The organism is Agarivorans sp. MS3-6 (assembly GCF_054112545.1).
Genome location: NZ_CM134202.1, coordinates 337,220 through 361,840, shown reverse-complemented (window position 1 = coordinate 361,840; position 24,621 = coordinate 337,220). Strand labels below are relative to the sequence as shown.

General features: G+C 43.5%; 24 protein-coding genes and 1 riboswitch. Of the genes, 7 read left to right on the top strand and 17 right to left on the bottom strand.

Features of this window, described 5'->3' with window-relative positions:
- Positions 1-80 precede the first annotated feature (80 nt).
- The 3 genes from ACVFI8_RS01715 to nhaB all read right to left on the bottom strand — a co-directional run bounded on the left by ACVFI8_RS01715 (position 81) and on the right by nhaB (position 3,801).
- A complete protein-coding gene (locus tag ACVFI8_RS01715) occupies positions 81-776 on the bottom strand; it encodes a PilZ domain-containing protein (protein WP_457872860.1) in 696 nt (231 codons plus the stop codon).
- An 881-nt stretch (positions 777-1,657) separates the two neighbouring features.
- The gene (gene dsbB, locus ACVFI8_RS01710; RefSeq protein WP_457872859.1) at positions 1,658-2,176 is read right to left on the bottom strand and encodes a disulfide bond formation protein DsbB; all 519 of its coding nucleotides are present in this window, start codon (positions 2,174-2,176) and stop codon (positions 1,658-1,660) included.
- Between the two features lie 53 nt (positions 2,177-2,229).
- Entirely contained in the window at positions 2,230-3,801 is a 1,572-nt protein-coding gene (nhaB, locus tag ACVFI8_RS01705) for a Na(+)/H(+) antiporter NhaB (protein WP_457872858.1), read from the bottom strand.
- 245 nt (positions 3,802-4,046) lie between these two features.
- Here nhaB and fadR point away from each other — a divergent pair, with 245 nt between their 5' ends.
- The gene (gene fadR, locus ACVFI8_RS01700) at positions 4,047-4,763 is read left to right on the top strand and encodes a fatty acid metabolism transcriptional regulator FadR (RefSeq protein ID WP_248715176.1); all 717 of its coding nucleotides are present in this window, start codon (positions 4,047-4,049) and stop codon (positions 4,761-4,763) included.
- Between the two features lie 54 nt (positions 4,764-4,817).
- Here fadR and ACVFI8_RS01695 read toward each other — a convergent pair whose 3' ends face one another.
- The 3 genes from ACVFI8_RS01695 to yciH all read right to left on the bottom strand — a co-directional run bounded on the left by ACVFI8_RS01695 (position 4,818) and on the right by yciH (position 6,356).
- Complete coding sequence (locus tag ACVFI8_RS01695) at positions 4,818-5,177, bottom strand: glutaredoxin family protein (protein ID WP_248715177.1); 360 nt, start codon at positions 5,175-5,177, stop codon at positions 4,818-4,820.
- 66 nt (positions 5,178-5,243) lie between these two features.
- Positions 5,244-5,798: a TMEM165/GDT1 family protein gene (locus ACVFI8_RS01690; RefSeq protein ID WP_457872857.1), complete on the bottom strand. Its 555-nt coding sequence runs from the start codon at positions 5,796-5,798 to the stop codon at positions 5,244-5,246.
- 3 nt (positions 5,799-5,801) lie between these two features.
- Positions 5,802-5,979, bottom strand: a riboswitch (yybP-ykoY riboswitch).
- A 44-nt stretch (positions 5,980-6,023) separates the two neighbouring features.
- Complete coding sequence (yciH, locus tag ACVFI8_RS01685; protein WP_457872856.1) at positions 6,024-6,356, bottom strand: stress response translation initiation inhibitor YciH; 333 nt, start codon at positions 6,354-6,356, stop codon at positions 6,024-6,026.
- A 189-nt stretch (positions 6,357-6,545) separates the two neighbouring features.
- Between yciH and ACVFI8_RS01680 the strand changes: the two genes are divergently transcribed.
- From ACVFI8_RS01680 to ACVFI8_RS01670, 3 genes are read left to right on the top strand one after another with little or no spacing between them, the layout of a single operon-like run.
- Positions 6,546-6,773, top strand: coding sequence for a FeoA family protein (locus tag ACVFI8_RS01680; RefSeq protein WP_457872855.1), 228 nt, complete (start codon positions 6,546-6,548; stop codon positions 6,771-6,773).
- A complete protein-coding gene (feoB, locus tag ACVFI8_RS01675; RefSeq protein ID WP_457872854.1) occupies positions 6,770-9,028 on the top strand; it encodes a Fe(2+) transporter permease subunit FeoB in 2,259 nt (752 codons plus the stop codon). Before ACVFI8_RS01680 ends, feoB begins: the two co-directional genes overlap by 4 nt.
- Positions 9,009-9,254, top strand: coding sequence for a FeoC-like transcriptional regulator (locus ACVFI8_RS01670; protein ID WP_248715182.1), 246 nt, complete (start codon positions 9,009-9,011; stop codon positions 9,252-9,254). Before feoB ends, ACVFI8_RS01670 begins: the two co-directional genes overlap by 20 nt.
- A gap of 52 nt (positions 9,255-9,306) precedes the next feature.
- Here ACVFI8_RS01670 and ACVFI8_RS01665 read toward each other — a convergent pair whose 3' ends face one another.
- The 4 genes from ACVFI8_RS01665 to nagB all read right to left on the bottom strand — a co-directional run bounded on the left by ACVFI8_RS01665 (position 9,307) and on the right by nagB (position 14,143).
- On the bottom strand, positions 9,307-10,851 hold the full coding sequence (locus tag ACVFI8_RS01665; protein ID WP_457872853.1) for an EAL domain-containing protein: 1,545 nt from the start codon (positions 10,849-10,851) through the stop codon (positions 9,307-9,309).
- A gap of 112 nt (positions 10,852-10,963) precedes the next feature.
- Positions 10,964-12,187, bottom strand: coding sequence for an ROK family protein (locus tag ACVFI8_RS01660; protein WP_457872852.1), 1,224 nt, complete (start codon positions 12,185-12,187; stop codon positions 10,964-10,966).
- Between the two features lie 11 nt (positions 12,188-12,198).
- Positions 12,199-13,335: an N-acetylglucosamine-6-phosphate deacetylase gene (nagA, locus tag ACVFI8_RS01655; protein WP_457872851.1), complete on the bottom strand. Its 1,137-nt coding sequence runs from the start codon at positions 13,333-13,335 to the stop codon at positions 12,199-12,201.
- Positions 13,336-13,345: 10 nt separating this feature from the next.
- Positions 13,346-14,143 carry a glucosamine-6-phosphate deaminase gene (gene nagB / locus ACVFI8_RS01650; protein WP_248715186.1) on the bottom strand — a complete coding sequence of 266 codons (798 nt, stop codon included), beginning with the start codon at positions 14,141-14,143 and terminating at the stop codon, positions 13,346-13,348.
- 286 nt (positions 14,144-14,429) lie between these two features.
- Between nagB and nagE the strand changes: the two genes are divergently transcribed.
- Positions 14,430-15,872 carry an N-acetylglucosamine-specific PTS transporter subunit IIBC gene (gene nagE / locus ACVFI8_RS01645; protein ID WP_457872850.1) on the top strand — a complete coding sequence of 481 codons (1,443 nt, stop codon included), beginning with the start codon at positions 14,430-14,432 and terminating at the stop codon, positions 15,870-15,872.
- Between the two features lie 95 nt (positions 15,873-15,967).
- On the opposite strand, the gene ACVFI8_RS01640 is transcribed toward nagE, so the two are convergent.
- The 6 genes from ACVFI8_RS01640 to ACVFI8_RS01615 all read right to left on the bottom strand — a co-directional run bounded on the left by ACVFI8_RS01640 (position 15,968) and on the right by ACVFI8_RS01615 (position 21,292).
- Entirely contained in the window at positions 15,968-16,438 is a 471-nt protein-coding gene (locus ACVFI8_RS01640; protein ID WP_457872849.1) for a CreA family protein, read from the bottom strand.
- Between the two features lie 103 nt (positions 16,439-16,541).
- A complete protein-coding gene (gene rhtB, locus ACVFI8_RS01635) occupies positions 16,542-17,159 on the bottom strand; it encodes a homoserine/homoserine lactone efflux protein (RefSeq protein WP_248715189.1) in 618 nt (205 codons plus the stop codon).
- A gap of 302 nt (positions 17,160-17,461) precedes the next feature.
- Positions 17,462-18,829 carry an adenylosuccinate lyase gene (gene purB, locus ACVFI8_RS01630; RefSeq protein WP_248715190.1) on the bottom strand — a complete coding sequence of 456 codons (1,368 nt, stop codon included), beginning with the start codon at positions 18,827-18,829 and terminating at the stop codon, positions 17,462-17,464.
- An 18-nt stretch (positions 18,830-18,847) separates the two neighbouring features.
- Entirely contained in the window at positions 18,848-19,474 is a 627-nt protein-coding gene (hflD, locus tag ACVFI8_RS01625) for a high frequency lysogenization protein HflD (RefSeq protein WP_457872848.1), read from the bottom strand.
- Between the two features lie 5 nt (positions 19,475-19,479).
- A complete protein-coding gene (gene mnmA, locus ACVFI8_RS01620; RefSeq protein WP_457872847.1) occupies positions 19,480-20,583 on the bottom strand; it encodes a tRNA 2-thiouridine(34) synthase MnmA in 1,104 nt (367 codons plus the stop codon).
- A 76-nt stretch (positions 20,584-20,659) separates the two neighbouring features.
- A complete protein-coding gene (locus ACVFI8_RS01615) occupies positions 20,660-21,292 on the bottom strand; it encodes a pseudouridine synthase (protein ID WP_457872846.1) in 633 nt (210 codons plus the stop codon).
- 212 nt (positions 21,293-21,504) lie between these two features.
- Here ACVFI8_RS01615 and ACVFI8_RS01610 point away from each other — a divergent pair, with 212 nt between their 5' ends.
- Entirely contained in the window at positions 21,505-23,727 is a 2,223-nt protein-coding gene (locus ACVFI8_RS01610; RefSeq protein ID WP_457872845.1) for an NADP-dependent isocitrate dehydrogenase, read from the top strand.
- 153 nt (positions 23,728-23,880) lie between these two features.
- Here the strand turns inward: ACVFI8_RS01610 and cspD are convergent, their stop codons facing one another.
- On the bottom strand, positions 23,881-24,096 hold the full coding sequence (cspD, locus tag ACVFI8_RS01605; protein WP_137674740.1) for a cold shock domain-containing protein CspD: 216 nt from the start codon (positions 24,094-24,096) through the stop codon (positions 23,881-23,883).
- Between the two features lie 194 nt (positions 24,097-24,290).
- Between cspD and clpS the strand changes: the two genes are divergently transcribed.
- Positions 24,291-24,608, top strand: coding sequence for an ATP-dependent Clp protease adapter ClpS (gene clpS, locus ACVFI8_RS01600; protein ID WP_248715195.1), 318 nt, complete (start codon positions 24,291-24,293; stop codon positions 24,606-24,608).
- Positions 24,609-24,621 lie beyond the last annotated feature (13 nt).

Sequence of the window (24,621 nt, the reverse complement as noted above, 5' to 3'; positions counted from 1 at the left end):
ATAAAAGCGACCCTAGGGTCGCTTTTTTTGTGCATTGAAATACAGCCAGTAAAAGCGTTTATACTCGATTAATCGATTATTTAGCTTGGTGTCTTATTTTCTTTTTGTAAAATTTCTAGTAGTGCAGTCTGCACAAAATGCTGTTTTTCTTTTTCTGTGCCTTCAAAACTCAAACCATAATGTACTTTTTCAGGCGCTCGTTGTTCTAGGTGTTGATTACAAATACTGGCTTTAATTGTAAGTGCCTCTTGGTTCTCGATGGCTAGGCTTAAGGTAAAGCTTTGTTGGCTTAGTGGCATTGGAATAGGGCTACTAACAAAGCCTCCGCCATTTAACGACAAGTCTTTTAGTAAACCAATCAGCGTTTCGGGTTTGTCTCCTTCGGTGATTAATTGGCAGGGTAAAGAGACGGGTAAGCGACTATGTTGTCGTAAACTGATTTTCTGAATGCTGCGTGGATAATCTAATACTACCCAACGACCAACGCTACTCATCAGCTTAGAAATGGAACCTCGATAAGCAAAAATAGTTGCGTCGGGATCCCCTTCATTGACGATTCGAACCACAATCGACTGGCCTTCGCGAATCAGCTCTTTGGCTGCATCCCATTGCTGGTCCATTCCCCTAGAGAGAATTATACACATGCCGGGTTCAATACCGATTAATCGACTACGTAAGCGCAAAGGGGTCGTCGCAGTGGGAATTTGTAGATGCACCTCAGTTTGACAAGGTAGTGCATTAAACTCTTTTAGTAATTCAGGGGCAATTGGGTCCACGGCGTAATCAAAATATTCTAAAGTATGGCTTAACCTTATCATAATTAGCGAGTTTGTGGGGGGGGGGGATATTTCTTCTGTTAGAAGCCGCTGATTAATCTTTCAAGCTGTAGCTAAAATATCTCGCATAACTGATTCGGCCTTAATCTTGAAATGATGTGTAAACGATTTAGTGGTAATTGACTCAACTTAACTGGCCCGTTCGAGGCTTAATGTGGGAGCGTTGGTGGGTTAATATAGCGTTAGCTGTGTCACTTAATATTCTAGATTTATTGCTTAGTTTTGGTCAAACAAATTATGTCACAAACCCGTAACCGACCAAAAAGTTGATCTCAAACTAGCGGCAACCGAGTAGCGCAGGTTCTTTAGTTTTTTTGTAAAAGATACATTGTTGGAATGGCCGCCAACGAACAGTATTGATAAAAATAGTATCTTGCGCATGAAATCATTGACGGGGCTGACTATTACTCTAGTCGCGGCCTTTAAAGCATCATAGACATTGCCAACGAAACGCCCAATGCTACCGTTCTACTTTCGAAATAATGCTCGATGGTGAAAGCAATATTGATTTAGCGACTCTGTTAGGCGATAAAATGGCGAGAACTTTATTGGGACAAGGCCTGTGACAGTGAATGGTTTAGCCGCTGGCATTGTATCAACCCTGTCTGGTGTATTGGATGGTCACCGTTTACACGTTATCGCTTATTAAGAGGTAGGCAAGGGCGCTATTTCAGAAGTGCTTATTGAATCACTGAGTTGATAAACGCTAAATTGAAGGTTATTTATTCCCTATTTAGCGTTCATAACGTTACTGAGCGGAGAGCCGCTAAGCCCTTATCCGATGACCAAATGGTCAACGGATGTTGCTCAAATTTGTTCGCTTAATAGGTGGTTTTTTTACGCCACTGTAGAGCGAAAAACACTACGCCGGCGCAGAGGAAAATGGCAAATATCGCGATTAGCCATTGCGGCATTGACCAGCCAAAGAACATCCAAGAGATTTCGTCGCAAAAACCGGTTGGATTAAATAGCCATGGGATCCATTTATCTAGCGGCATCCACTCAGGGAAATTAGCAAAAAAATCACAGGTAGCAAAAGGATTTGGATTCATCTGATAATCAGTGTGGGTAATCGCCAGTTGCAAACCCCAACCAGCACTAGCCAACCACAAGCCAAAGGCGGTCAAACGAACAATTAGGTACTTGGGTGCAATGCAACCCACTAAGCCAGCAGCCATCAAACCGAACATAGCTACGCGTTCGTAGATACACATGACACAGGGATCAAGCTTCATCACGTGTTGAAAGAACAACGCACATAATTCAAGTGACAAGCTACCAACAAAAAGCAGAAACCAAGGTTTACGTTGGTGCGGCATACTGCTTAAAAAGTTGAGCATATTCAATAACTCCTATAAATAAAAAGGCGATGCAAGCATCGCCGTTTTTAATTTTAATGTCCAGCAGAAACCGCTGACGCTGCACCCGCAACGTGATGGGTAATCCATCCCATATCATAGAAGTATTGGGTCGCAGGCACTAAGGCAAATTCAACACAAAGCAAACCTACGCCAGCCAATACAACAGTATAAGGCAATGCCATCCACACCATTCGTCCGTATGACAAACGTAACAGAGGTGCCAATGAAGAGGTGAGTAGGAATAAGAATGCGGCTTGACCATTTGGCGTAGCCACTGAAGGTAGGTTAGTACCCGTATTAATAGCCACCGCAAGCATGTCGAACTGATCGCGGGTAATTTGACCTTCGTTCCAAGCGGTTTTGACTTCGTTTATATAAACCGTACCAACAAATACGTTGTCACTTACCATCGAAAGCAAGCCATTAGCCAGATAGAAGGCGACTAACTGTCCTTCTTCTTCAATAGACAACACCCAATGAATAACGGGCTTAAACAACTCTAAGTCAATAATTACAGCAACAATTGAGAAAAATACGGCTAACAAAGCGGTGAATGGCAGGGCTTCTTCAAAGGCCTTACCTAATTGGTGCTCTTCTGTAATTCCCGTGAACGAAGTGGCTAAAATAATCACCGACAGACCAATTAGGCCCACGGCGGCTAAGTGTAAGGCTAAACCGGCAATTAGCCATACGGCAATTAGCGCTTGTACGATTAGCTTGGCGCGATCGCGATTATTACGCTTTTCGTCTTCAAACTTATCATAGTCAGTAAGAATTTTTCGTACGTTGGGAGGAAGTTCTCCTCCGTAACCAAACTTACCTACTTTTTCTAACAGCACACAAGTGGCTAAACCAAAAATGAGTACTGGTATCGACACTGGAGACATACGCAGGAAGAACTCAAAGAACTGCCAGCTTGACTGGTCGGCAATGATGAGGTTTTGTGGCTCACCGACCATAGTACAAACGCCACCCAGCGCAGTACCTACACCCGCGTGCATCATTAAACTACGTAAAAACGCTCGAAAGCCTTCTAGGTCATTACTGCTTAAGTCATCATTGGTATGATCGTGCTTTTGATGAAAATCTTTGCCTGAAGCTACCTTGTGGTAGATGCTGTAGAAACCTATGGCAACGCTGATCACAACCGCAATAACGGTTAAGGCGTCTAGAAAAGCAGATAGAAAAGCGCCAGCAGCACAGAAGGCCAAAGACAAAATAGCCTTGTCTTTGATTTTTATTAGCATCTTGGTGAATACAAAAAGCAGTAACTGCTTCATGAAGAAGATCCCTGCCACCATGAAGATTAGCAACAGTACTACTTCAAAATTGGCCACTAATTCATGTTTTACGGTTTCAGAGGATGTCATACCGATGGCTACCGCTTCAATAGCCAACAAACCACCAGGTTGAAGAGGGTAACATTTTAAGGCCATCGCTAAAGTGAAAATGAACTCAATAACCAGCAACCAACCCGCGAGAAAGGGGTTAATATAAAAAACGATGGGGTTAATAATTAGAAATAAAACAATGGCTTTTTTATACCAAAGAGGTGCATTACCAAGAAAATTCTTAGCAAAAGCACTGGTAAGACTTGTATTCATCCTGAAATCTCATTGTTGTTCAAATGCGGGACGAGTTTTCCCCTACGGAAACTCGCCGCGATTGTATGTGATATCAAGCAGTTTTGGTAGTTGAACGTGCGAAATCATCAAATTTAATCAATAACTGAAAAGAAATGTTATTGGATTTGCAAAACTGGAGGTTTGAGCTCAAACCACTTACTTTAGCTTTAGTTAATGGTTTGTTATTATCCAATGAATAAAAACGAAAATAGACTGAGTAAAAAATGGTAATTAAAGCAAAAAGCCCAGCGGGATTTGCAGAACAGTACATTATTGAATCTATCTGGAATAATCGCTTTGCTCCCGGCACCATATTGCCTGCTGAAAGAGAATTATCAGAGTTAATAGGGGTAACAAGAACCACGTTACGTGAAGTATTGCAGCGTTTAGCTCGCGACGGCTGGCTAACCATTCAGCACGGTAAACCTACCAAGGTGAATAATTTCTGGGAAACGGCCGGGCTGAATATTTTAGCGACGCTGGCTCGATTAGATACCGAGGGGGTTCCAGAGTTATTCGAACAACTGTTGTCTGCTCGAACCAATATTAGTGTTATTTTCATTCGCGGTGCTTTAAAAAATAATCCTGAGAAAAGCCGTCAGCTTATTGAGCAATATAAGCTCTTAGAACAAACCGGAGAAGCCTACGCCGAGTTTGATTATCAAGTGTTGCATGGCCTATCTTTTGCCTCTGGTAACCCTTTGTACGCATTAATCCTAAATGGATTTAGAGGCATGTATCAAAGTGTAGGCAAATATTATTTTGAAGACCCGGTTTCACGCCAACTGGTTGATAAGTTCTACGATGATCTCATTGTTCTTGCTGAGTCTGGCGAGCACGATAAAGCGCTACAAGTGGTACGTAATTACGGTATTGCTAGTAGTGAAGTATGGAAGCGATTACGTGAGACAATGCCAAGTGACATTATGGACGTAGACTAACTGTGCCGCGAGTGAAAAAAAGCTCCGCATGGCGGAGCTTTTTTGTTGACTTATTTATGCAACTTTCTGTTCTAAATAACGAATAATATCATTTGATTCATACAACCATTCTACTTGGTCGCCTTGAGTTATGCGCAAACAAGGAACTTTTCGTGAGCCGCCGCCAGTTACCAGTTCTTCGAGGTATTTAGGCTGAGCGTTAATATCTCGTAAGCCAATATTAATACCGTTACGTTTCATGGCTCGTCTTACTTTTACGCAAAAAGGGCATGCCGCCAATTGATAAAGGTCTAAACCTTGTAACTTTTGATCAATGGCTGCTTGATCTTCGCTACTGCGTATCACTGATTTGGGAGAAAAAACCGCATTTAGTAACAATATTATACGGCCTAAAATCCAACGAATTACTTTCATCTTTCACAACCTTGCTAACAAATTTTGCCAGAGTGTAACATAAATTAGTTAAAGCTTAAGCCCAAGCTAAAATAGCAATGTAGTTACACCCAACACCAAAAATAATACAGCGGTAATACGGTGGATTAAGACCATCGGTAGTTTATCAACACCCAGCTTCCCAAGGAGTACTACTGGTACATTGGCTAAACACATACCAATGGTCGTTCCCATAATGACCATAAACAGCGAGTCGTATTTTGCCGCCAAGATCACCGTGGCTACTTGAGTTTTGTCGCCAATTTCAGCAATAAAAAACAGTATGAGAGACGCAACAAAGGGGCCATACTTGAGCATACCACTTTCTAGGTCATCCACTTTGTCTGGAATTAACACCCAGATAGCCATAGCAATAAATGACAACCCTAACACCCAACGCAATATCTCTGGGCTGAACCACGTTTGCACAAAAGAGCCAAACCACGCTGCGGCGGCATGATTGAGTAAAGTGGCAATGATAATGCCAGCAATAATGGGTAAGGGTTTACGAAACTTGCAGGCTAATAATAAGGCCAGTAGTTGGGTTTTGTCGCCAATTTCGGCGATAGCAACAGCGGTGATTGAAGTAAATAGGGCTTCCATTTGGATCTCTTAATGAGGCGAGCAAATAAACCAATGCACACAACGCCGCTCACCTCTTTATAGCGTTAATGTGCATTTGGTCTTGCCAGGCCTGTTTAGGCTGCATTCACCATAGTGATTTTGCACTAAGTATGTTGATGAATGCCCGTTAACCCTAAGGTTATTGGCGGCTACTCCCCAAAAGCGCGCTGAATATAGCTAAGTCACCATAAATAATCAATGCGTTTATCCGCCAATACGCTTAGTTTTGTAATCGCGTTGTTTTAGCCAAGCTTCTAACTTATCTCTCTGGTCACCTTGGATTTCAATAACGTAGTCTTTAACACTACCGCCTACGCCACAGTGCTTTTTCATTTCTTTGCATAGGTTCTTTAGGCTTGGTTCATCAAGGCCAAAACCACTTAAGCAAGTGACTCCTTTACCTTTTCTACCTTTGGTTTCACGGCGCAGTTTAACGAAACCATCACTGCTTGGTATTTGCTCTTCTTGTTGCTCAGGCTCTATGCGGCCTTGATCGGTGGAATAAACAAGTTGAGAGAGTTGGTCTTTGAATGACATCTTCAATTTACCTTAATTGTAGTTGCGATGATGGTAGCGTATTTGTTTAGCTAGTTTCAAAAAAATACCTCAAAAAAATAAAAACCTATAAACCCCAGCTTGATTTAGATCATTGTTGTTTTGTGACGAGTGACGCACAATCTACTAAATGAAAATCATTACTATTTAGAATTGAGCCCAGGAGATAGCATGTCATTGGATGAAATAGCCATAGGCCAACAAGCTTTGGTGCTAAGTTTACAGCACTTACCAAGGGCCAATCGTAAAAAATTAATGTCGTTGGGCATTTTGCCTGATTCAACCTTAACCATTGTTAGGCGCGCTCCGCTGGGTGATCCGATCCAAATTAGCGCAGCCGGAATCAGTTTTGCCTTAAGTGCTAAGCAGGCTAAAGCTATTGAGGTGCAAGCCCTATGAATACACATATGATAGCCACCGTTGGTAACCCAAATAGCGGTAAAAGTACCTTATTTAATGCGCTTACTGGCAGTAAACAAAAAGTAGGCAATTTTAGCGGCATTACTGTAGACAAAAAGTCAGGCTGGATCCGCCACGCTGATTGGCAGGCAGAAGTAATTGATTTGCCAGGGGTATACAATATTGACCCGCAACTAGATAAGAGCTCTATCGATGAGCGTATCGCTTGTGAGTTTTTACAGTCAGAGCCTTTAGACCTGATAATTAATGTTGTTGATGCCAGTTCAGTAGAACGCAGTTTGTATTTGACTATCCAATTGAAAGAGTTGGGCTTACCCGTTGTGCTTGTGCTGAACAAGATGGATACCGCCAAAGCCCGACTGCTTAACATTAAAGTGAAACAATTTAGCGAGCGTTTCAATCTTCCTTTAGTGTGCTTATCTGCCACGTCTAAAAAGCAAGTTGAAGCGTTTAAGAAAAACCTGCCTCAGTTAATGCTTCAGGCACAACAAAGCTCGGCCTTGAATATTCAGTACTCTTCACAGATAGAACACTTTGCAGCCGAATGGCAGCAAAGTCTGGATTTGAATAAAGGCCAAGTATTACGCTTACTGGAACTAGATCCCTGGTTAACTGAAACGCTAGACGGCGATCAACAACGAGCGCTTCAACAAGCCTTGCTGACGTTTTCAGCTGTGGACATCGATTTAGAGTTAGCCGCTAGTCGCTACAATTTTATCTATGAGCTTACTCAAAGCTGTATCGCCAAAAAAGGCCAATTAAACAGAGACTATTCAGCCCTCATTGACCGCGTGTTATTAAATCGATGGTTCGGGATCCCTGCCTTTCTGGGCGTAATGTACCTAATGTTTATGTTTGCCATTAATGGCGGTGCCGTATTCATCGACTTTTTCGACATCGCTGCAGGGACCATTTTTGTCGACGGGGTCAATCAGCTACTGAGTCTTATTGGTACGCCTGATTGGGTTGGCTTAGTATTAGCCGACGGCGTAGGCGTAGGGATTCAAACGGTGGCGACCTTTATCCCTGTGATTGCTTGTTTGTATCTATTCTTAGCCTTGTTAGAAAGCTCAGGTTATTTGGCCCGCGCTGCTTTTGTTGTAGATAAAGCGATGCAAATGATTGGCTTGCCGGGCAAAGCTTTTGTACCAATGCTAATGGGCTTTGGTTGTACAGTTCCCGCAATCATGGCTACTCGAGTATTAGAAAAGCACCGTGAGCGGGTATTAACCTCTGCCATGAGTCCGTTCATGTCCTGCGGTGCTCGTTTACCGGTATACGCTTTATTTGTTGCGGCATTTTTCCCCCATCAAGGGCAAAACATGGTATTTGCGTTGTATTTAATTGGTATCGTTGCCGCTATTGTTACTGGGCTACTGCTTAAGTACACATTGTTACCCGGTAGCGCTCAAGATTCAGTGCTAGAACTTCCTGATTACCAATTACCCACGGCATTTGGGGTGTTACTGTTAACTTGGCAAAAGGTGCGAGGTTTCATTGTTGGAGCGGGTAAAACTATTGTACTAGTAGTGGCAATATTAAGCGTTTTAAATCACATTGGCACTGGCGGTGAACTCGACGCTGAAGGCCAAGAGCACTCTTTATTAAGTCGAGCCAGCCAGTTTGTTACTCCGGTATTTGGTCCAATGGGAATCGAACAAGATAACTGGCCTGCAACCGTCGGTATTGTCACTGGTTTGTTTGCCAAAGAAGCGGTAATCGGTACATTAAATAGCTTATATGCAGACCCGTCAGAAGACGCTGAAGAATGGACATACTTGGGGCGCTTCCAAGAAGCGGGGCAAAGTATTATCGACAACTTTAACGACTTAAGTTACGACGATCCACTAGGTATTGGGATTGAAACCGCCGATAACTTAGCGGCCGCAGCGGAACTGAATGAAGTAGACATAACTACCATGTCTCAGTTAGAGAAGCACTTTACGCCTGAATCGGCGGTGTCATTTATGTTGTTTATTTTATTGTACATGCCTTGTGCGGCGGCAATGGGTGCCTTGGTAAAAGAACTAGGGATGAAATGGGCGCGCTTAATAGCGGTATGGTCTACGCTATTGGCCTACAGTACCGCCACTATTTATTATCAGTTGGCTACTTGGCAGCAAGCGCCGGTGTCTGCCAGCGTATTGTTGTTTGCTATGGTAGTCATGTTGAGTGTTTGGGTACTGTTCTTAAAGCGAAAAAAGGCAGAGCATTTTGATATTACAAGCGCTTAAGCTATATATTGAAGCTAACCCTGGCGTGATGCTTAACCAAGTAGCCAAGCATTTTTCGCTGACTGATGAGGCGGCCTTAGCAATGCTCCAGCCTTGGTTAAAACGCCATCGTTTAAAGTTGGTAAAGTTAGCATCATGCTCGGGTGGGTGTGGTTGTGCGGCGGCGAGTGACGAACAATGGCAACTTTATTGGCAAACAGAAGATAAGATTGGAATCACCTGTTAACGGGGAGCTTTGCAGGTGTTGAAAAGGCTGAATGTATTCAGCCTTTGTCAGTTCAGGACTTGTTATCTTGCTGAGATGCTAGGTACTTCTCTATGAATACATCAATTGGCATGGGCTTGCCAAACATCCAACCCTGCCCATATTCAACACCTAGCAGCTCTAATGCCTTCGATTGCATGACATTTTCTATACCTTCAGCGATTACTTTTAAGTTCGACTTATGCGCTATATCCACCATGTGCGGCACCAAAGATGAACGAATGGCGCCTGCTTCTAATTCGAATACAAAACTTTTATCGATTTTTAAGTACTGACAACGGAAGTTTTTAAGCTGTTTAAGGTTTGAATATCCGGTACCAAAATCATCAATGGCGACTTCGAAACCCTGTTGGATGATGTGGTTGATATTGCGGTTCGCGTTTAAGCTGTCTAGTTGTAAATCTTCGGTGATTTCTAAAGTGATGTTTCCATCGAACTGTTTCACTTCAACAAGCTCATTAAGGGCCGCTATTTGATTGCTCTCAACATCGTTAGGAAAAATGTTGAAGCTGATCTTGGTGTCTTTTTGTATCACCTTACTGGCTTGTAAGTCATGCAGAGCGGTTTCAATAATATGTTGGGTAAAGGGCCAAGTGAGACGTAAACGGCGTATTTCAGGAATAAATTCATCAGGGAACAGCCGACCATGTTGATCTTCGAACCTAGCTAACACTTCGCCGCCAATAATTCGTTTAGTCTTTAGATCAACCAAAGGCTGTATTTGATAAGAGAAATAGCCTTTTTTCAAGCCTCGGCGTAGCCGTGAACCCACGCTAACATGACGCCTGATTAAGCTTTCAGAACAGATACTCGTAATGATGCCAAAAGCAAAACTAAACAATAACGAAAAGGCTAAAAAGGCCAATTTGTTTCTAATAAGGGTGTAATTGTAAAGGCTTAATGCTACGCAAAACTCATAGTTTTCACTACAACGATGAAAGTAGTGAAAGTTATCGTTGGCTTCTTCATATTCGTTTAACTGGGCTTGTTTGAAAATACCTGGGGTACCAATTAAATGGGTGATTTGGTTATTATAACGATTGACTATCTCCCATTGATTATCACCAAATTCTAAGTTTCCAAAGGTATTGTTGTTCACCACAACATTAAAATCGCCTTTGCGTAAAACCACGCCTGAGAGCAGATTATCAAATACTACTAGTTGCTGGTTTAACCATAAATCAAAGCCCAAGCCAGTACTAAATGTGGGGGGGGCCAATTCCATCGGGCTAGCCAGAGCGCCGCCGGTGGTGGTGCATACCAAGCGTTCATTTTGAATAAAACCTGCATCTTTGATGTAATCACTTAAAAAAACCACTTGGCGCATTTTTAATAACGCGCTGTCGCTACAGTCTTCGATGTCGAGGTGACTGAGGTCATCTAAGGATTGAAGTGAATCATAAATAACCGATTGAGTAAGATTAAGTGTGCTGTGAGCAATATGTCGCTGAGCTTGAGTGATTTCAGATGAGAGTAGTTGCAAGGCTATTATCACCACCGCTAAGCAGGCGCTTAGTCCACTGGCTATCACAATAATACGTTGGGTAACGACTCGCATCCAGCTAATTCCTTATGCTCCAATCATCTGATTAAAGCACAAAAAACCGACTAAAAGCTATAATTTACAAGCGCCTAATTACATTTCTAGTCATTATTAGCTTTAGGCGTGGCTAACGCGGTTGTGACTTTTCGTTGATTAAACGGATCAATAAACTTCCGTCTAGTAAGGCCCGTTTCACGAGCGCCAAGCCACCCATAGTAGGATTTTTCTGAAAATGCGCAGCTTCAATAGGTAAACCGTGGGCAAAAGAGCTTAGTGCTTGGTGGTCGATACATTGTTTGATGGTCGGTAACAGTATGCTCTGTGCCGCCATTATTTCACCCGCTATGACGATCTTCTCTGGATGAAATAGGTTAATGGTAATAGCGATACTGTTGCCGAGCATTTTTGCTACGCGGTGCAACACTTGATGACATAACATGTCCCCTTGATTGGCAGCGAAACATACATCTTCAATACCAAAGTCACCTTGCAATATCGACGGGCAGCCTTGGCTAATTAAGGTCTTGAGGCGCTCTACAATGGCACTATTAGATACAATCGTTTCTAAGCAACCTACGTTACCGCATTGGCAGCGGTCCCCCAAAGGATCAACTTGAATATGTCCTATTTCTCCAACATCGCGGTTTTGGCTCATAAACACTTGGCCGTTAACAATGATACCTGCGCTGGCCCCGTTATGAACGGTAATTAAAATTGAATCTAAGCAGTCTCTGGTTGAACCAAAGTAGTGCTCAGCGAGCGCCATGGCTCGGGTATCGTTACCGATATAAGCGGGGAGTGAAAAGCGTTGTTCAATGATGGATGCGAGAGGGTAGTCACGAAGCTGATAATGCGGCGTATATACTACCAAGCCTTCACCGGGATTAACCAAACCAGAAAGGGTTATGGCAATTGCGATTAGGTTTTGAGAAGCACTCACTTGTTGTTTAATAAAAGCATCAATGTTGCTAAGCAGGATATCTACTAAGGGTTGCTGCTCTACTTCTGCAATAACAAGCTTATTGTGAGCATGAGATTCTCCGCTTAAATCAAATAGCGAAATATCCATTTCTCCACGACCTAAACGCACCGAAATAAAGTAATAGTGGCTTTGTTCTGTCATTAAAGAAATAGCTCTACGCCCGCCAGTAGACGCTTGCTGAGCCACTTCTTTAATTAGGCCTGTAGCGATCAGCTGACGAGTGATTTTAGTCACACTGGCAGGAGCCAATTGACTTTCTTCAGCGACTTTGACACGTGAAATCGGACCTAATTGATCTATCATTCCGTATACTGCTGCAGTGTTTACCTGTTTAACTTTATCTACGTTGACAATAAGTTTGTTATTCATGCTTTTGTTGCTTAAAACCGTGTGAGTTGGCCATCGCTAATCGTTAAAGTGACATTAAAATCTTGGTCAAATGCGGTTAAGTTTGCGCTATAACCTGCTTTGATTCGGCCAAATCTATCGTCTCGTGAGATTGCAGTTGCTGGATACAAAGAAGCCATTCTTAAACTGTCTCTCATAGACAAACCGACTGATTGTACGCAGTTTTTTACTGCCCCAATCATTGTTAGAGCAGAACCGCCGAGTGTACCATCATCACCAAAGCAAATCCCATCTTGTACGGTAATTTTGCGTCCCACAAAATCAAAGCTACTTATATCGGCTCCAGCAGCAGCAGTGGCGTCGGTTACCAAACACAATTTGTGGCGAAGTAAACGCTTGGCGATGCGTACATTGGCGTCGGCAACATGGTGGCCGTCGACGATAATACCAGCGAACAGGTTATGGTCATAAATTGCACCGACTACGCCGGGTTCACGCCCCGTCATTGGGCTCATGGCGTTGTACAAATGGGTGGCAAATCCTACCCCTGCGTTGATCGCTTCACTGGCTTGTTGATAACTGGCGTTGGTATGTCCCAATGAGACTAATATGCCTGCTTCTTTTAATGCCGAAATGGTGGTTAATTCGACATGTTCGGGTGCTAAGGTGATTTTTTTAATCGCGTCATTGTTATCTAGTAAGAAGCGTAAGCGCTGTTGGTTAAGTTGGCGAATAAGCGCTTCACTATGTATGCCTTTTTTGTCCACGCTGAGGTAGGGGCCTTCTAAATGTAAGCCCAAGTTGGCCGTACCATGGCTGAGTTGATGTGCGCGCGATACTTCTACCGCTTGCTCCATTTCTTCATCATTGGTAGTGATTAGTGTCGGCATGAAATTCGTGGTGCCACTTCTAAGGTTACTGTTATGCATAACCTCCAGGTTGTGGGCAGTAAATTCGCCATTGAGCATCACCCCTCCGCAACCATTTAGCTGCAGGTCAACAAAACCTGGGCATAACACCGCGCCATTGAGGTCGATACCACTGATCTGTGGTGATACTTGTTGGTTAGGAACTACCGAACTGACTTGGCCGTCTTCAATTAATACGGAATAGCCATTTAACAATTCGCAACCATCAAAAACTAGAGCATTGGTAAGGGCATACATCATTCCGATTTTCCTAAATATTTTTTATGTTGTTGGCTTCAAGTTCTTGAAAGTAACGAACTGTTTTTACTTTCAGTTCCATGGTTGAAGGCTCGTCGCATACTACCATTGCTTTAGGGTGAATTTGTAGCGCAGATATAGTCCATAGATGGTTAACGCTCCCTTCTACGGCTGCTTGTAGGGCCTGCGCCTTATTGTGTCCGGTCACCAGTATAAGGATTTCTTCAGCATCTAAGAGGGTACCTACACCAACAGTTAAGGCCAGTTTTGGAACTTCTTCGATGTTGTTAAAAAAGCGCGAGTTAACCATACGAGTATCTTCTGTAAGGGTTTTAACTCGCGTGCGTGAAGCCAATGATGATGCCGGCTCATTAAATGCAATATGACCATCTACACCAACGCCACCCATAAATAAGTTAATTTTACCGTACTGCTTAATTTTTGCTTCATATTGGGCGCATTCGGCTTCTAAATCTTCAGCGTTACCATCGAGTAGGTTGATGTTGTCAGCTTTGATATCAATATGTGAGAAGAAGTTGTTATGCATGAAACTGTAATAGCTTTCCGGATGTTGCTTAGGGATCCCGACATATTCATCCATATTGAAAGTCACAACATGCTCAAAACTAACCCGTTTTTGTTTGTGTAGCTCTATAAGGTGTTTATAAGTGGTGAGCGGGGTGCCACCAGTAGGGCAACCGAGAACAAAAGGCTTGTCAGCGGTAGGTTTGAAGGACTTAATTTTCTCTGCGATATAAAGTGCAGACCAGCGTCCTACTTGTTCTTTGTCTAGTAAAGGTATCAGTCTCATGATTTTTCTCCGCAAGTTTTGATTTAGCTTAGCAGTTTAATTCTCGTCGAGAAATAAGTTTCGTTAAAAATGTGATTAATAGCAGTTTAAAAATAATTTAGTAACGTATTGATCACATATTTACCCAATCTTTATTTGCGTGGAGAATTTAATTATTTACACTGCGAATTAAGTTCTTGGTGGAACGTTTAGCAAGACTCGCTGTGTATTGGAACACTAAGGTCGAATTGGCAATTGCCGCTAATAAATTTGAATTTGGTTAATGATAGCCATAAAGAGGGATACTATGTTTACCTATTTACAGAAGATTGGACGAGCCTTAATGGTACCCGTTGCAGTATTACCTGCAGCGGCCATTTTAATGGGAATTGGTTACTGGATAGACCCCAACGGTTGGGGTGGGAACAGTGCATTAGCGGCATTTTTAATTAAGTCTGGTGCCGCTATTATTGACAATATGTCGGTACTGTTTGCTATTGGTATTGCTTACGGCATGTCTCGTGATAAAGACGGCGCAGCAGCCTTGGCCGGTTTCATTGGTTACATGGTGATTACTACTTTGCTAGCGCCAGGCGCGGTAGAGCAAATCGGACTAGTGGCCTTAGATGAGTCTAGTACTTTGGCTTTCTCTAAAATCAATAATCAGTTCGTTGGTATTATCAGCGGTATTATGGCTGCCGAGCTATATAATCGCTTCTACCAAGTTGAGCTGCACAAAGCGTTGTCATTCTTTAGTGGCAAGCGTTTAGTGCCTATTCTTACTTCAGTGGCAGGTATCGGTATGGCTTTTGTACTGATGTATCTTTGGCCGCTTATCTTTGGAGGTTTAGTCACCTTTGGTGAAAGCATTACCGGTCTAGGATCTGTAGGGGCCGGCATCTATGGTTTCTTCAACCGCATCCTTATTCCGGTGGGTTTACACCATGCATTAAACGCTGTGTTCTGGTTTGATATGGCGGGCATTAATGATTTAGGTAAATTTTTGAGTGTGGCTGCGGATGCCGTACCAGGTGAAACAGGCCGATACATGGCGGGTTTCTTTCCTATTATGATGTTTGGTCTACCGGGTGCAGCGCTGGCTATTTATCATACAGCTAAAACAGAAAACAAAAGTAAAGTTGCGTCAATTATGATTGCAGCGGCAACGGCGTCTTTCTTTACGGGTGTAACAGAGCCACTAGAGTTTGCCTTCATGTTTGTCGCCCCAGTACTTTATGTGGTGCACGCTCTACTTACCGGGGTGTCGGTATTTATTGCCGCCTCAATGCAGTGGATGGCTGGCTTTGGCTTTAGTGCGGGTTTGGTCGATATGGTGCTGTCTTCACGTAACCCATTAGCCACTAACTGGTATATGTTAATCCCACAAGGTTTAGTGTTTTTTGCAATTTACTACTTCGTCTTCAAAACCATGATCATCAAAATGAACTTGAAAACACCGGGCCGTGAAGAAGCTGACGAAGACGAAACGACCTTAAGTGTTGGTGGTTCGCATGCAGAGGTGGCAGGCTTAGTGCTTACCATGCTAGGTGGTACAGATAATGTTGTATTGGTAGATAACTGTGCAACCCGTCTTCGCTTAGAAGTGAAAGACAGTGGCCAAGTTAATGTAAAAGAACTCAAAAAACATGTGCCAGGTGTGATTGTACCGAGCAAAACAGCGGTACAAGTTGTAATTGGTCCACATGTTGAGTTTGTTGCCAGTGAATTAAAAATACTGGCTGCAAAATAAACTCAAAGCTCAAGAACTGTTGTTACCATTGTACTGTTTGGCCCTCCTTGGAGGGCCTTTTTTATGGTGGTAGATTAAAACCGAGTATTGCTAGATTAGGGAGTGACAAGGCTTGGCTCTTGGTAGGCTTGAGTTCCCCAAAGCGGTACCGTTGATAAACTGTGTTTGTAACTCCCCGAGGTTTCTTTAGTGGAGTACGACAAGTACATCAACGTTTGTGACTCAAGATCGTATATACGGCGAATTTTTAGTGATTTAAACAGAATGCTCTTTGACTTTTTAAAGACGACTTCGCCAGATTTTGAGGTATCGATATTGGTCAGCATAGCGGCTGTTATTTCGCCTGTTTGGCGGCAGGAAATAGAGGCATCGCTAGGGTCGGCAAAGTCTAAATCCGCCTCAACATTTGCAATGTGACAAGTCACCCCTGGTATTAACGGATCATTGAGTACGCTAATTTTAATATCTTTGGTGGTAAACAAGCCAAGTGATACGTCAGCGACTTCACTGCTATCACAAGCGACTAAAAGGCTGCTGGCCAATAACATGGCTAGGGTGTTTTTCATTGCGTTGCTTCTCTGTTGTTCACTCATTGTTAGATTTACGCTACTGTGCTTAGCCTTAATTAGCAATGAATAATTAGAGCGTTAAAGCGCTATTTACTTCAGGTTATCGCTCTACGCGGGCTAAGACCACAGCCATCATGATGAATAACGAGCCAAACACGCGATTTTGTAAGGCGATAAAGCGAGCTTTTCCTAGCCATGGTTTAGCTGCTGTAGCGAGGGTTGCATAACTGAACATAACCGCACAATCGATCAATACCACGGTTAATCCCAGTAATAAGTACTGGCTAATTAGTTCGTTATTGGGGCTTACAAATTGAGGTAAAAACGCAGCCAAGAAAATGATCGATTTAGGGTTCATTAGATTAACAATGAAACCTTGTCTGATTAACTCCGAACTGGATTTAATGGTATCTCGCCCAGTGTGTAAACGTTTAGGCTTGTCGAAAAATTTACTCAAGCCTAGGTAGAGTAGATAGGCTGCCCCTAAGTACTTAATCAAAGTGAAAGCTATGGCTGAAGAGGCTAATAAAGCGCCAAGCCCTACAGAAACCACTACTAGGTGAACAATCAGCGCCAACTGCAAGCCCGCGATGTTTTTGCAAGCTTGCCGAAAGCCGCCGCTCAAAGAATGACTGATGGTGGCTACTGCCCCCGCGCCTGGCGATAAGCTAAAAATGATACAGGCAACGACAAAGGTGAGCCAAACGCTAAACAACATAAATAATCCCATAAACAAAAGGCGGTGATTGGCAATATCGCAGAAATCTGATGAGTTTGTCTAGTTCGGTGTTAATGCTCATACTATAAATATCGAACAAGCTAGGGCTCTTTGTCCATCGCTGAAAACAAGGCTAATTAAGTTGCGGATATGTCAGCGATTAAAACAGCGGCCAAGCTATCGCCGTTCGGTATTATTGCATGGCGTTAGCAAGCACGGGTAATAGTGAGAGCACTGCTGATACAAAAAAGCCGACGATTAAGTCGGCTTTGGTAAATTTACCTAGCAAGGAAGGCTGTCGATTATAGTTGGTCTACCAACTTAACCGCATCGCCAATGTAATTGGCAGGGGTCATTTTCTTCAGTTCGACTTTTGCTGCTTCAGGCATGTCTAAACCGTCGATAAACTCACGCATGGCTTCAGCATCTACCCGCTTACCACGGGTCAACTCTTTAAGCTTCTCGTAAGGCTTCTCGATACCGTAGCGGCGCATAACGGTTTGTACTGGCTCGGCCAATACTTCCCAGTTGCTGTCTAAATCACTGAGTAGGTTAGCTTCGTTTATCTGTAACTTACTGACGCCTTTTAGGGTCGCCTGATAAGCAATGAGTGAGTAACCCATAGCAACACCTAAGTTACGGAGAACCGTTGAATCAGTAAGGTCACGCTGCCAACGAGATACAGGTAATTTAGCCGCCAAATGGCCAAATAGTGCGTTAGCGATGCCTAAGTTACCTTCTGAGTTTTCAAAATCAATTGGGTTAACTTTATGTGGCATGGTTGAAGAGCCAATTTCACCAGCAATGGTTTTTTGCTTAAAGTGGCCTAGGCAAATGTAACCCCAAATATCGCGGTCGAAATCTAGCAAAATAGTATTGAAACGAGCGATAGCATCGTACAATTCTGCGATGTAATCATGCGGTTCAATTTGAGTGGTGTAAGGGTTCCACTGAACGCCTAAGCTAGTCACAAACTCTTCTGAGAATGTGTGCCAGTCAACTTCTGGATAAGCAGATATATGGGCGTTATAGTTACCCACTGCACCGTTAATTTTACCCAGTACTTCTACGGCTTCAATTTGGGTAAGCTGACGACGTAAGCGTGCCACTACGTTAGCCATTTCTTTGCCCATGGTACTGGGCGATGCTGGTTGGCCGTGGGTGCGAGAAAGCAAAGGCGTATCGCGTAGTTCTTTTGCCACCTCGGTAATCGCGTCAATCAACTTTTGTAGGTAAGGCACTAATACCTTGTTGCGCGCTTCATTTAGCATTAAGGCGTGCGACAAGTTGTTGATGTCTTCTGAGGTACACGCAAAGTGAATAAATTCAGAAACCGCGTCTAACTCTGCGTTGCCGGCGACTTTCTCTTTTAAGAAGTATTCAACCGCTTTTACGTCATGGTTAGTGGTGCGTTCGATTTCTTTAACGCGGGCAGCATCAGCTTCGCTAAAGTTATCGTTAATGCTATCCAAAAAGGCAATGGCTTCAGGAGAGAAGGCAGGCACTTCTGCGATGTTGTGCTGCTGGGCAAGTTTTTGTAACCAACGAATTTCTACCCTTACGCGATATTTAATTAAGCCGAATTCGCTAAAAATACTGCGCAGTTCAGAAGTTTTGTCCCCGTAGCGTCCGTCTATCGGGGAAATGGCTGTCAATGCCGACAGTTCCATGGTGATCTCCTAAATTAACTAATCAATGGTGTTTAAAAGTTGTGTGGTTTGCTGTAAATAATTCTTTCGAGAAAACAGTAGTTGCCTACGTTGGCCGCCCAATTGTCGCCATAATACGCAGGCGCGTATTCCGGCTAACAGTAAGGCGCGAACTTTGTGTTGAACAACCGGTTGCTGCAGGTGACTAACATTGCCTGCAACTTGGATACGGGGACCTAAAGGACTAATTATATCGCTGTAGATGTCGGCAATGCCGCCCAGTACTTGTTGGTCTAACAATTCGAAATGCTGCAACTGTCGATCTAGTTGGGTGATACGTTCGCCCATCATGCCCATAAGATCAGGACGTTTATTTAAACGCCGTTCAAGCGCGAGTAAACTGACCAAGTAACGGGTTATCTCGGCGTTACGTTTCTCTTGTTGGCTGTTGAGCTGAGCGCTCATTACGCCCAGGCCTAATTTAAGCTCGGCTAATGAGCCAAACACATCTACCGTTTCTTTAGGTTCGGTGACCAAAATACTGTTAAGGCAAGTACTTAGGCCGGCTTCTTCGCAGGTGCTAGTACGCGCTACATCTTGGACTAATTTCGCTGCTTGGCAAATACCGGCGAAAGCGATGACACGGTTAGATAGTGAATTACTCATAGCGCTTATATGCCAATTTTCTGTTCAATGATACCGCCACCTAAACAGACTTCGTTTAAGTAAAATACGGCTGATTGGCCGGGCGTCACGGCGATTTGTGGTTGGTCGAATACCACTTTAATTTCGTCGTTAGCTTGCGGAATAATGGTGCACGGAACATCTTGCTGGCGATAACGAATCTTAACGCTACAGCGCAGCTCTTCGGTTATCACCTTGCGGTCTACCCAATGTAATTGGCCTGCAATCAGCGCTTGAGATTTTAGCCGTGGGTGGTCGTGACCTTGGCCAACAATCAGTACGTTACGTTCGATATCTTTATCGACCGTATACCAAGGGGTCTCATTGCCGTCTTTAGTGCCGCCAATGCCTAAGCCTTTACGCTGACCAAGAGTGTGATACATCAATCCTTGGTGGTTACCAATGACTTTGCCTTCACAGGTTTCTATATCACCGGGTTGAGCCGGTAAATACTGAGCTAAAAAGTCGGTAAACTTGCGCTCACCAATAAAACAGATCCCGGTAGAATCTTTTTTGTTGGCGGTAATTAAATCTTGCTCTTCGGCAATACGGCGAACGTCTGGCTTTTCAATGTCGCCTACTGGGAACAAGGTTTGGGCAATATGCTTTTCTTCTAATGTGTATAAGAAATAGCTTTGGTCTTTATTGCTATCTAAACCGCGTAACATTTGCCAGTGACCGTCTTGAAAGCGGCGTTGCACATAATGGCCCGTTGCGATGTAATCTGCTGCCAGTTCTTCTGCGGCAAATTCCAAAAATGCCTTAAACTTAATTTCCTTGTTACACATAATGTCTGGATTTGGCGTGCGACCCGCTTTGTACTCTTCTAAGAAGTGTTCAAATACGTTATCCCAGTATTCCGCTGAGAAGTTAATGGTATGTAGCTTAATACCTAATTTGTCACATACAGCTTGTGCGTCGGCTAAGTCTTCAGCCGCTGCGCAGTATTCACTGTTATCGTCTTCTTCCCAATTCTTCATAAAAAGACCTTCAACCTGATAGCCTTGCTGTATAAGCAAGTAGGCTGAAACTGAGGAATCAACGCCGCCGGACATACCGACAATCACTTTTTTAGTGTTGTTTGAGTTCATGCTAACTTGTTGGAAAAAATTTGGGGCGAATTCTACCAGAAATTCTGTGATGAAAACAGCATTTCAAACGGCCAGTTTATGCTATCTGGTCGTCGACTAATTGCTGGTATTCACCGTTTGCGATCCCTTTAAGGGTGTATTCGCCAATTTGGTAGCGTACTAAGCGCAGAGTAGGAAAGCCGATGGCCGCGGTCATGCGTCTTACTTGCCGATTGCGCCCTTCTTTGATGGTAATGCTTAACCAACTGGTTGGAATAGTTTTACGCTCGCGTACGGGGGGGGTGCGTGGCCATAAATCGGGTGGGTTTATCGGTTTAACTTTAGCCGGTAAACATGGCCCATCTTTTAGCTCAACCCCTTTACGCAAAGGGGCTAAATCTTCATCGCTAGGTACGCCTTCAACCTGAACCCAATAGGTTTTACTGGTTTTGGCCTTAGGGTTGGCTAATTGATGTTGCAACTTACCGTCGTTTGTTAATAGCAGTAAGCCTTCGCTATCACGGTCGAGTCTGCCAGCAGCGTAAACGTCGGCGATATCAATATAGTCTTTTAAGGTCGAGCGACCTTGTCCATCGGTGAATTGGCTTAGTACATCAAAGGGTTTGTTGAACAAAACTAAACGGCGTGGGCCATTCAATGGTTTTGTAGAATTAGCTTCAGCCTTTCGTTTAAAACGGCGCGGCTTTGGGGTGTTTGTTAACTTTTTCATGGCGCCAATTGTAACAGCTATTGGATGTACCACTAGTAAAACAATGTTAATGCGTTTGTAAATGGTTTATTATTTTGGCCGAATTATTGGACGGCCAGTAGATAAATAGAGCGTGTTTCATTCTTTGTTTGTTACTAGCCACCTCACGGACTCGACCATTAATGCAAGAAATGGCGGCCGTAGCGAGAGCAACCACAACTTTAGGGACCGACATGACGTCAAAGATTATTTATACCTTAACGGACGAAGCGCCAGCCTTAGCCACTTATTCATTGTTACCGATTGTACAAGCATTTACTAATGCCGCTGGTGTAAACGTAGAAACTCGTGATATTTCACTAGCGGGTCGTATTATTTCCAGCTTTCCTGAGCTATTAACAGAGCAACAACAAATCTCAGACGCATTGGCTGAACTCGGCGAGCTGGCTAAAAAACCAGAAGCTAACATCATTAAGTTGCCTAACATTAGTGCTTCAGTGCCGCAGCTAAAAGCCGTGATTAAAGAGCTGCAGGCGCAAGGATATGCTTTACCCGATTACCCAGAAGAGCCTACTAGCGATCTAGAACGAGACGCTAAAGCAAAATATGACAAAGTGAAAGGAAGTGCGGTTAACCCCGTGTTACGCGAAGGTAACTCTGACCGCCGCGCCCCTGGTTCTGTTAAACAATATGCCCGCAACAACCCGCATTCGATGGGCGCATGGGCGAAAGATTCGTTAAGCCATGTTGCTAGCATGAGCCAAGGCGACTTTTACGGCAGCGAAGTGTCTGCAACGATTAAAGAAGCCGGTACCGTGTCTATCCAGTTGAAAACGGATACGGGTGAAGTACAAGTGTTGAAAGAGGCGTTTCCTGTACTCGCGGGTGAGGTGATCGACGCTGCAGCACTCAATGTTGCTGAGTTAGCTTGTTTCATTGACGCTGAGATTGAAGATGCTAAAGCGAAAGGTGTATTGTTTTCATTGCATATGAAAGCCACCATGATGAAAGTGTCAGATCCGATCATCTTTGGCCATGTGGTTAAAGTATTCTTTAAAGACGTATTTGCTAAATACGGCGAATTATTTGACGAGTTGGGTGTAGATGTAAGCAATGGCTTAGGTGATGTTTATGCCAAAATCCAAAGCTTAGACAGTGCCAAGCAAGACGAAATTAAGGCGGCTATTGAAGCGGTGTATGCGCAACGTCCTGCTTTGGCCATGGTTGACTCGGATAAAGGCATTACTAACTTACATGTACCGAGTGACGTGATTATTGATGCGTCTATGCCTGCGATGATTCGTGCTTCTGGTCAAATGTGGAATAGCGAAGGCAAGCAACAGGATACAAAAGCAGTGATCCCTGATCGCAGCTACGCGGGTATTTACCAACAAACTATCGATTTTTGTAAAGAAAACGGTGCGTTCAACCCAACCACTATGGGGTCTGTCGCGAACGTGGGTTTGATGGCACAAAAAGCGGAAGAGTATGGTTCACACGACAAGACGTTTGCGGTTCCTGCTGCGGGTACTGTTGAAGTCATTGATGGCAATGGGCAAGTTGTATTAAGCCAAACGGTTAATCAGGGTGACATTTTCAGAATGTGTCAGGTGAAAGACGCACCGATACGTGATTGGGTGAAACTGGCGGTAAACCGTGCACGTTTAAGTGATACGCCAGCGGTATTTTGGTTAGACAGCCAACGCGCTCATGACGCACAGTTAATTACCAAAGTTGAAAGCTATCTCGCTGAACACGATACCACGGGTCTTGAAATTAAGATCTTGTCACCTAACGATGCGACTCAATTCTCTCTTGAACGAGTTAAGCAAGGTTTGGACACTATTTCAGTCACCGGTAATGTATTACGTGACTATCTTACTGATTTGTTCCCAATTCTTGAGTTGGGTACATCAGCAAAAATGTTGTCGATTGTTCCCTTAATGAATGGCGGCGGTTTATTTGAAACGGGTGCTGGTGGTTCTGCCCCAAAACACGTGCAACAATTTGAAAAAGAAAACCACTTACGTTGGGATTCTTTAGGTGAGTTTTTAGCGTTGTCTGCCTCGCTAGAGCATTTAAGCCAAGTGACAGTTAATGCCAAGGCGGCTGTGCTAGCCAGTACTTTAGATAAAGCGACGGGGGTGTTTTTAGACCAGAACAAATCGCCTTCACGTAAAGTTAAAGAGCTAGATAACCGTGGCAGTCACTTTTACTTATGTATGTACTGGGCTCAGTGTTTAGCCGCTCAAGATAGCGACACCGAGCTAAAAGCTACTTTTACAACTGTCGCTGAGAAGCTAAGCGCCAACGAAGCTGAAATTGTAGCGCAGTTAAACTCTGCTCAGGGCCCTGCAGTTGACCTAAATGGCTACTACCAACCCAATGCAGCTAAAGCTGCAGCAGCGATGCGTCCAAGCACTCTGTTTAATCAGATTGTTGATGGTTTACGCTAACCGTTAGCCTAAATACGATTAAGCCGGTGCATGTCACCGGTTTTTTTGTGCCCAAGGATTTGGTCGGGGGGAGATGAGTTGCGATTCTTTACAAAATAAAATGCCAGTCGTGATGACTGGCATTTGGCTTAGCAGAGCTTTGCTAGCAAAAGGTCATTGCTGACTATCGTCAAAAACGATACTCACAGCATGGCTCCCTTTAGGGCCTTGCTGGGTTTCAAATTGGACAGGTTGACCTGCTTTCAGGGTGCGATACCCTTCCATTTGAATTGTCGAATAATGGGCAAAAATATCTTCTCCGCCTGTATCCGGGCAAATAAAACCAAATCCTTTTGCGTTGTTAAACCATTTAACTGTTCCGTTTGGCATACCACATTTCCCTATAAAATTTATCTACCAAACTGACTAGATTGGTCATTTTTGACACAACTTTAAGTCAGCTGTTTAACAATTTAGTAAAATATTTACTACAGTCAAGTTTTCAGGGCATTTTTCTACTAGCCTTGTTAAGTCAAAGCGGTTATGTTGAGAACAGAGACGCGTTTTCACTACAATAGTTTTATATGAGCAAATTATCTGATTGGCTAGATGTTGAAGAAATCACCAAAGAGGCGAAGAATCTTACTGCGCCGCCTCCGATGTATAAGGTGGTTTTAAATAATGATGACTATACTCCTATGGAGTTTGTTATTGAGGTGTTGCAGTTATTTTTTAATATGGACTTAGACCAAGCAACTCAAATTATGTTGACCATTCACTACAAAGGTAAAGGAGTCTGCGGAGTTTTTACGGCCGAAGTAGCTGAAACAAAAGCTGCACAAGTTAATAGCTATGCCAAACAAAACGACCATCCATTGATGTGTACCATGGAGAAAGCATAGCTAAGTAGTATTG